The sequence below is a fragment of the Planctobacterium sp. R6 genome (genome assembly GCF_055755215.1).
Map to the genome: position 1 here is coordinate 1 of NZ_JBVTQY010000079.1, position 7,241 is coordinate 7,241.

The 7,241-nt window shown below is 40.0% G+C and carries 17 protein-coding genes; all 17 read right to left on the reverse strand.

What is annotated here, in order from left to right:
* Nucleotides 1-47 precede the first annotated feature (47 nt).
* Nucleotides 48-257: a hypothetical protein gene (locus AC0J20_RS22970; RefSeq protein ID WP_473023545.1), complete on the reverse strand. Its 210-nt coding sequence runs from the start codon at nt 255-257 to the stop codon at nt 48-50.
* Nucleotides 258-306: 49 nt separating this feature from the next.
* Nucleotides 307-567: a hypothetical protein gene (locus tag AC0J20_RS22975; protein WP_473023546.1), complete on the reverse strand. Its 261-nt coding sequence runs from the start codon at nt 565-567 to the stop codon at nt 307-309.
* A 380-nt stretch (nt 568-947) separates the two neighbouring features.
* Nucleotides 948-1,289: a hypothetical protein gene (locus tag AC0J20_RS22980; protein ID WP_473023547.1), complete on the reverse strand. Its 342-nt coding sequence runs from the start codon at nt 1,287-1,289 to the stop codon at nt 948-950.
* A complete protein-coding gene (locus AC0J20_RS22985; protein WP_473023548.1) occupies nt 1,237-1,542 on the reverse strand; it encodes a hypothetical protein in 306 nt (101 codons plus the stop codon). Before AC0J20_RS22985 ends, AC0J20_RS22980 begins: the two co-directional genes overlap by 53 nt.
* Before the next feature lie 10 nt (nt 1,543-1,552).
* A complete protein-coding gene (locus tag AC0J20_RS22990) occupies nt 1,553-1,732 on the reverse strand; it encodes a hypothetical protein (RefSeq protein ID WP_473023549.1) in 180 nt (59 codons plus the stop codon).
* Between the two features lie 29 nt (nt 1,733-1,761).
* Nucleotides 1,762-1,971, reverse strand: a complete 210-nt coding sequence (locus AC0J20_RS22995; RefSeq protein WP_473023550.1) for a hypothetical protein — start codon at nt 1,969-1,971, stop codon at nt 1,762-1,764.
* A gap of 27 nt (nt 1,972-1,998) precedes the next feature.
* Nucleotides 1,999-2,187 carry a hypothetical protein gene (locus tag AC0J20_RS23000; protein WP_473023551.1) on the reverse strand — a complete coding sequence of 63 codons (189 nt, stop codon included), beginning with the start codon at nt 2,185-2,187 and terminating at the stop codon, nt 1,999-2,001.
* A gap of 104 nt (nt 2,188-2,291) precedes the next feature.
* A complete protein-coding gene (locus tag AC0J20_RS23005; protein ID WP_473023552.1) occupies nt 2,292-2,498 on the reverse strand; it encodes a hypothetical protein in 207 nt (68 codons plus the stop codon).
* Nucleotides 2,499-2,608: 110 nt separating this feature from the next.
* Nucleotides 2,609-3,178, reverse strand: a complete 570-nt coding sequence (locus tag AC0J20_RS23010) for a hypothetical protein (RefSeq protein ID WP_473023553.1) — start codon at nt 3,176-3,178, stop codon at nt 2,609-2,611.
* Nucleotides 3,179-3,282: 104 nt separating this feature from the next.
* Entirely contained in the window at nt 3,283-3,486 is a 204-nt protein-coding gene (locus AC0J20_RS23015; RefSeq protein WP_473023554.1) for a hypothetical protein, read from the reverse strand.
* A gap of 1 nt (nt 3,487) precedes the next feature.
* Nucleotides 3,488-3,673: a hypothetical protein gene (locus tag AC0J20_RS23020; RefSeq protein WP_473023555.1), complete on the reverse strand. Its 186-nt coding sequence runs from the start codon at nt 3,671-3,673 to the stop codon at nt 3,488-3,490.
* Between the two features lie 33 nt (nt 3,674-3,706).
* Nucleotides 3,707-3,934, reverse strand: coding sequence for a hypothetical protein (locus AC0J20_RS23025; protein ID WP_473023556.1), 228 nt, complete (start codon nt 3,932-3,934; stop codon nt 3,707-3,709).
* Between the two features lie 159 nt (nt 3,935-4,093).
* Nucleotides 4,094-4,573 carry a hypothetical protein gene (locus AC0J20_RS23030; RefSeq protein WP_473023557.1) on the reverse strand — a complete coding sequence of 160 codons (480 nt, stop codon included), beginning with the start codon at nt 4,571-4,573 and terminating at the stop codon, nt 4,094-4,096.
* Between the two features lie 37 nt (nt 4,574-4,610).
* Nucleotides 4,611-4,904 carry a hypothetical protein gene (locus AC0J20_RS23035; RefSeq protein WP_473023558.1) on the reverse strand — a complete coding sequence of 98 codons (294 nt, stop codon included), beginning with the start codon at nt 4,902-4,904 and terminating at the stop codon, nt 4,611-4,613.
* Nucleotides 4,905-4,928: 24 nt separating this feature from the next.
* Nucleotides 4,929-5,531, reverse strand: coding sequence for a hypothetical protein (locus tag AC0J20_RS23040; protein ID WP_473023559.1), 603 nt, complete (start codon nt 5,529-5,531; stop codon nt 4,929-4,931).
* A 34-nt stretch (nt 5,532-5,565) separates the two neighbouring features.
* Nucleotides 5,566-5,814: a hypothetical protein gene (locus AC0J20_RS23045; RefSeq protein ID WP_473023560.1), complete on the reverse strand. Its 249-nt coding sequence runs from the start codon at nt 5,812-5,814 to the stop codon at nt 5,566-5,568.
* A 151-nt stretch (nt 5,815-5,965) separates the two neighbouring features.
* Nucleotides 5,966-7,241 (reverse strand): Eco57I restriction-modification methylase domain-containing protein (locus AC0J20_RS23050; protein ID WP_473023561.1); only part of this gene is annotated, 1,276 nt, incomplete at its 5' end.

Sequence of the window (7,241 nt, forward strand, 5' to 3'; positions counted from 1 at the left end):
TGTTGTGGAACTTAATCCGGAGAGCAAAAAAGAAGCAGCTTAACGGCTTAGGCGACAACTACCTTGAAAAACGCCGAGTCAATAACTTCCTGGAAAGATTTGAATTGTAGCTCCCAATTTTTTATTTGACCTGTATCGATCTTTCCTTTGATATGCAGCGACATACCAGAAGCCACACCACCAGCTGATGAACCACCAATACCAGTAGTTCGAATTTCCATTATTTTCTGTACCGGATTTTTCTGTACAATTTTCATCTATTTCTCCTATCGCGTCTCACGCACTCCATCGGTCACTTCCATGGCTTTACGTAATATTAGGTGATTTATCGAGTTCAGTGTCATACAAAACGGGGTCATCTGGATTATCAGACATGTATATCAGCTTGAGGCTTACATCAGTATCAATACGTACGTTTATAGGTGCCATGTTCGTGTAGTCATGAGTGTAAACACCGTTCTCATCTTTGAAATGCCAACACCAAAAACGCTCCCCCTGTTTTACAATATGAATAGGTTCACGCTCTCTGGATTCATTAATGTCCCAACAAATTGTGCCGTCAGTCATCGCCTCAACGACACATTGAGAAAAACCACTGTTTATTCATTGTTTAAGCTGGTCATCAGTCATAACCGGGAAGGGTGTTGCCATTACAATTTCCTTTCTCATAATTGTGTTAAACGTTACCTGACACATCCGTGAAATTTTTAGGTTTACCGGCAAGACTTTAAAGTTTCCACCCGATACTAAATACCGCCCCAAAAAACATAGAAATTGAATCAGCCATACTGCCACCTAACGACCCCATACTCGATGTAGCTATATGAATACATTGATGCATCTCATCTGAAAGTAAGTAATAACAGGTACTCATTAAATTTCTCCCTATTCACACAAAGTAGTCGAACCATCGTCAGTCAGACATATATTTCCAATCAATTAATGAATTATTCTGTTAGAAACGGCGATAAATCACCTTTCCTTAGCAACTGGTTTACGTTTTCGAACAGTTTTTTGGGAACACCGTCTACACCTAAGGCATGAACTTCCATTGCCAGCTTTGTCAATGCTTTACTCATACGTTCGCGTTCGTTAGCAGCTCGCTCTCTTGCATCAAGAAGATTTTCTATGACTTCAGCGGTACCTGGCAAACCTGCATGTTTTGCCGCCTCGATATGTTCGTTAATGAGCTTTTCAAAGTGTGACGGTGTCATAATGTAAATTCCCATACGCCGATCAATCGTCCAAGCCTTGTCCCAAACCCCACCAAGAATCGCCAATACCATCATGCGACTCAATAACATTTTCGTAGAATTCAGAACATGATTTAATGACTTCCACTTCACTTCTATGTTCATCAGTAAGCCATTCTGAGTAAGAATCAAATTGAACCCAATTTTCTAAACTGGGAACATCTGGTTTCGCTTCCCCATATCTGAAGCTGACAGCGTCCAGCTCAACGTTGGAATCGAGTTCTTTGCTCAGTTTTTTGCGCAACTTTTTTGGATTTTTAGTCTGAAAATAGTACTCAACACTCGCCATTTTCTCTTTCCTAGCTGTTAATGTCTTTCAATTGCTGCTCAATGCAAAACGCATATCCATTACAAAACTCATCTTCGGGATCAGCATTTGCGTAACCGAGCGAGAAATAACTTCTCACCCAGTCAGCCAGCATTTTTTTGCTGACAGGCTTACCTGCCTCGATGTCTAACAATAATTGATGATTTTCCATGATAATTTCCTGGTTGTCAGTCTATGAAATTATTCGCCTGGGAAGGGGATGTAATCACCCCACTCACCGCTCACTTGTGCTACATCAGTCTGATGCACATCATAGATAGTTGCAGGCCATGATCCGCTAGATGGTTTTACCAAAACTGGTTCCCATTTTTTACCGGGCTTCTTTAACCAATACCAGCTTTCGACTTTCGGATCTGGCAGTTTTCTGACTGTTTTTTCTTCTCTATACATTACCTTCTCCCGATGCAAATATTCCTATTATTGAACTGGCGCAGATACTGCGCTTAGTTTTAATTCAGTCAATTGCTGCGCCTGTAAGGCCCTGACTGTACTCTGGTTTGCTCTTTTTAGCGCGCTACCCATGCTAGCTAAAATGATATTAAGATCGCTTTCCTGCTGTTCTGAAAGGCCGGATTCAATCAGTCTATTTATGGCATCTTCAAGCATCGAAACCTCCTCCGCTTAGGAATTTGGAAATCATTCTACGGGAGTGCAAAAGATTAATTTAGTTGATATATTATGGTTCCCAATGGGAACTTTTACAAGTGGTTTTATAATCTTTTTTCAATTATCTTTTCGGCTTTGCTGGGCGCAAGTTGTTTGAATGTATCTATATGAGCAGATATATAACCCGGCACGTTTCGCTTTCCTGATAAATACTCACTCATTTTAGATTTCTGAATATCAAGAACCTTGGCACCCTTCGCAGCATTAAGGCCATATTCATTTAACCAGGATTGCAATTCTTCTTTTGTCATTTTTAGCTTTAAGTCTCATAGTTTGGCAAATCGTCGCATCATTTTAGTAAGACCAAAAATTTTATTCAGTGAACCGTTCATCAGTTGTAGTGGCCTGAACGATAAATCTACTATATGTTTTGAGCCTCTTTAAATACTTCATGAATGACTTCATCGTAGTAACCAGACATATATTCATCCGTAGTCAATAATGGTTCATAGTCAGCAGGGCTTTCATCTTCCGGAATTTCGAAAGCGTAGCCATCAATTGCTAAAGCCATATCAAATTGAAGCTTGCTACCACCCACCGTTAACTCATCAAAACTTTGTTTCTCTAGACGCCTTGCCAGCCTTCTCGTCAGGTTGCATCTAAATTCTTCTTTGTCCGTACTCATGCTATCAACCTGATGAGGCAGGCGAGTAAACTGAGCAAACCCATCAGAACTTGTAGTACGTTCATAACCCAGCTGCTTAAAATTAATGTCGTTTTCTTTACGTTGTTGCCGCAAATGGAATAAAGCCTTACCTTTCGTCAGCTTATATCCTTCGGCTTCAGCCATAGCCATTAACCTTTTTACCGACTGCAGTTCCTCTTTTGTAGCACTACTTAATATTGCAGTTTCTTTGTTCACATTAACCTGAGCTTTTGATGCTTTTTTTCTTTTCCTTTTAAGCGTCTTGGATGCGCGTTTGCTAGACATAACTTTCCTCTATTTTTAATAAATGGTACTGCTCAGCTTTAGGTGATCATCAATGCTTCAGAATTAGCATTCGTACCAATGTGGCACTTACGTTTCCAATAGTGTCATTTGAATTCCGCAAAAAGCGGTTTTAGAGTGTTGTCGAGTTTCTTGAGTCCTGCCATAAGCGCATCAATTCTCTTCTCTTTATCAAATTCAGAAGGATTGTTGTCACAATCAATCATAAACTCAATATCTTGCTGTACGAGCTCTCTTAGACTATTGAGTGATTCGACGATGTTTCTAAAGTTCTTTTCTTCCTGGTTCATATCATGTCCCATCTCTATTTTTAACTGGTAGCCACTTGATAGCCAACCATGAAACTGGAGCTATTAGTAACATATAAATATACTTCTCTGGTGCCTTCACATGATCAGTGAAAAGCAATAACCCCGAAGCGGCCACAAAGAAGAACACTATAAAAACAATAACAAGATGGGCATATTTAGAGTTCATGCCAGTATCCTTTTTTTTTGGAAAACTCAAACTTCACAATGGCTGTTTCTTACCATTAAAGTTAGGCTGGTTATTTTCAGAATCTGACGACTTCTTGCCTTTTGATGCCGTAAAGAGCAGCACCCCCATAACAAATGTAAAGAGAAACAAAATCACACCATGAGTGTACCCACTGTTAGCTACAAAAAGCCCAATTAGCATAACAGAAGCAAACATTAAAAAAACTACGCTCAAGGTGAGGTGAAACTTATGTAACATCATTTATTTCCTACGGGCCGATTTAGCCAAAACTGGTGAACCAATCTAATGCGATTAGCACCAACAGGACGTCACAAGTTATTGATAAACCGACCATGCCTTTCTCATCTTTGACTTTGGGTTTTTCTAATCTTTAAGTAAAACAGCGTTGTCATTGATGTTTTACTCCTTAAGCAATTCAACTAATTCAGCTTTATTACTTTCTACAAATCCCCAAATTTCACCCCGGACTTCAGTATCACTAAAACCCCATTGGATGCCTGCGCCAAAGATCTTCGCAGGTAACCTTAAGAATAATTTTTCAATCTGTTCCGGCGTTACGGACTCAATGTTTAGATATTCTGAGAGAGCGTCATGAAATACATAGAATTCAGAGTCGTCATTATCTGAACTTTCTAAATATGCTTTTTTGACTGTTAACAAACGCTGTTCTTGTTTTAAGCGCTCCGCCTCTTCTGCTTTTTTACGTATTTCAATCTGCTCCTTAGAAGGGGTTAATAACTCCTCTGCTTCCTCGTAACTAATCCCTTTTTCCTTTGCAAGTTGCTCAGTCAAAACGCTACGTCCTTTGCCTGATCTACCAAGAATTAATTTGTGAAAATTCAAATCCTCACTGCCGAGAAATAGTTCGTTGCTAGACATTATCGAACTCTCCAATCTTATTAATACAGTTCCAGAACTAGGAGAGCATCTTAGCTTGTGCCTTCATAAGGCTCAAAAACTTTGTCACCTGCTCACCAGAAATCGATGCTCCATGTGGTGGCGCGTATTCATCGTGAGTCAACCTTTCATACACAACATTTAGCCCTTCGAAAGTTACGTCCTTTTTGATTAACCCTTTTTCTTTGCGTGCTATATACACCTTGAATCCGCTTACCACATTAAGTAGAACGGTGTATTCCGCGCCTTCATCTTTAACAAACTGAGGCAGTCCCTCAAGTTCATCTAATACATCTATCATATTTATTTTCATGATTAAATTTTCCTCGTCCGATCATTAACTTAAATTTGACTTTTTCATGGTCATTTTACGAATAAGTGACTTTTTCAATATGTTGGTTGCAGTAAGCACAAATGCGATTACAAACATAGACGTCATGTAGTACCAATGCGCAACTTCTCTGGTGAAGATTTCAAAATCATAATGCCTCGATAAGTACAAATGTGACTCTTGGTAACTAGACACATCATAGAGATTTTGAACTACCGCATGGACCACAGAAAACACTTCCGCACCAATCAAAGCAGTAGGAAATATCGTCATCATACAAACAGCAACAAGCAACATATAAATGGTTGCTGTTATGATTTGATCGTACTTTATGGCAAATACTTGTAACTTGTCCAAATTATCCTCCTTTCCATCAGCAATGAACGGTGATCTTTTGCCATGTTGGTACGCAGGTTTGATACCTGAACCATCACATTTTGCACAATCACAACGGCGAACTCTGTTGTCAGGGTTTTTAAGTGCTACTGATACAATTCTTTGCTCTTTTTGAGGGCTACGTTCAATCAGTTCTGCCTGAGCATCCGTAAGCAGTGCATCAACGCAATCACACAATTCTTCTGCTGGTGCCGTTTCGAAATACATCCCCATATTCTAATCTCCATGTTAAGGATACCTTTATTAGCTAAGCTAAACGAACCTCAAATAGAGTGTCATTAGCCACCATGCGTTGAAATTGCGCTTTTCCTGACGCCGGTTTCAATGAAACCAGTGTAGAGTCATCATGATCTTTATAGGCGCCCTCATTAGACGTGTCCTTCCCATGAATAGCTACCAGTTCACACTTTCCGGAATCCGGTAAATCAATATAGCAATTATGGTTCCACCAAAGCCGTTCAGAAGTCGCTATTTCGCTAATGCTCGCTTTTTTCATTTTTACGTTTACCCAATAGTGAAGTTAATACCATTATAGTTCCCAGTGGGAACTTTTACAAGTTGTTTCAAAATCTTCCCCGATTGTATTTTGTTTCATGACTCGGTGTAACAAATACAAACACCTCAACAGAGTCAGATGGGAGTATAGATCAAGAAATATCCGGAAATCGCAGTTGCGCTATATCGTTGCAATTAATTTGTGTCGTGCCGTTTATAGTTCTCATTACAGCCTGAGCCTCCTGGCTACGTAGAAAATCACACAGTTTCAAACCTTCGGTTAATGACAGTGGGTGATTATTTTTATGTATATATTGCACATGGTTATCCAGGGATACTGTACTTAACCCCGTAGACTCTTGAGATAGCCATGCCGGCATTAACCTCACAGGGCTTTCACCGTCATTACTGGAAATTCTTTTTAGAACCACATAGCCGCCAGTTGTCGGTAAATCCAGCAAACGCTTTGTCTCTGTTAATACACTTCTGGGTTTACGACGTTCTTCCCATGTCCAGTTTCCGTGTTTGTCAAAATCTGCTGCGTAAACAACGGTGGTTTCTACATTTCCTTTGAGTCGGTGTAGCTCGGTTTTACCTGTGCTTACCTGGTACCCTAAAGATTGTAATGAGAAAGTCCTGGACTGATTCTTGATAAATAATTCGATATCCTGAACGTTGCGCGGCAAAGCCCATACGTCTTCAGATAAAATACTTTCGGCAGGCAATACCAGGTCATATTCAGGTGGGCTGGTTGGATCATTGGCCACAGTGATCCTGATCCGTCTGGATTGTTGTTTCTTACACCCATAAATCAAAATATTTTCCTGCAAAACGTTCTTAAAACAAGAACGAGATTTGTACAGAGTAATATGCTCTATACTCATATTTTTCATTAAGAAGCGCCTGAATGGTTTGAAATAGACGCCTGAGCAGAAACTCCGGGGTAAAATTTCCAGTAAATGACCTTGAGGATTAAGCCATTGCACAGCCAGCACAGTAAATGCAGCATACAGATTGGAAACAGGGACTCCGTAGTCTTTAAGAACTCTTGCTAATTCACTGTTACTTTTAAGCTTGTTGTAAGGAGGGTTACACGTAATAAAATCCGGTCTACTACTTTGGTGAAGGTGGTTCGCCTGCAATATTTGTTTAGCTTGCTCCGTGAAGTCACCATCCAATATATAATTTAAGTTGATATCGGCTTGTTTAGTAAAAAATTCCCAGGCCCTCACCAGATCATTATGCAGGCGTTCGTCTGTCTCGAAACCATGAAAAATAATATCATTAGTTTCTGCTTGCGTACTTAGATGGTATGCGAGGATTGATGATAAAATACCTGTTCCTGCTCCCGGGTCCCCCTGTGTCAGGATAGTTGTCGCCTCAGTTTTTCGTATTGTTAGACAGGGGGTGGATGACAGGTTTGAGTGA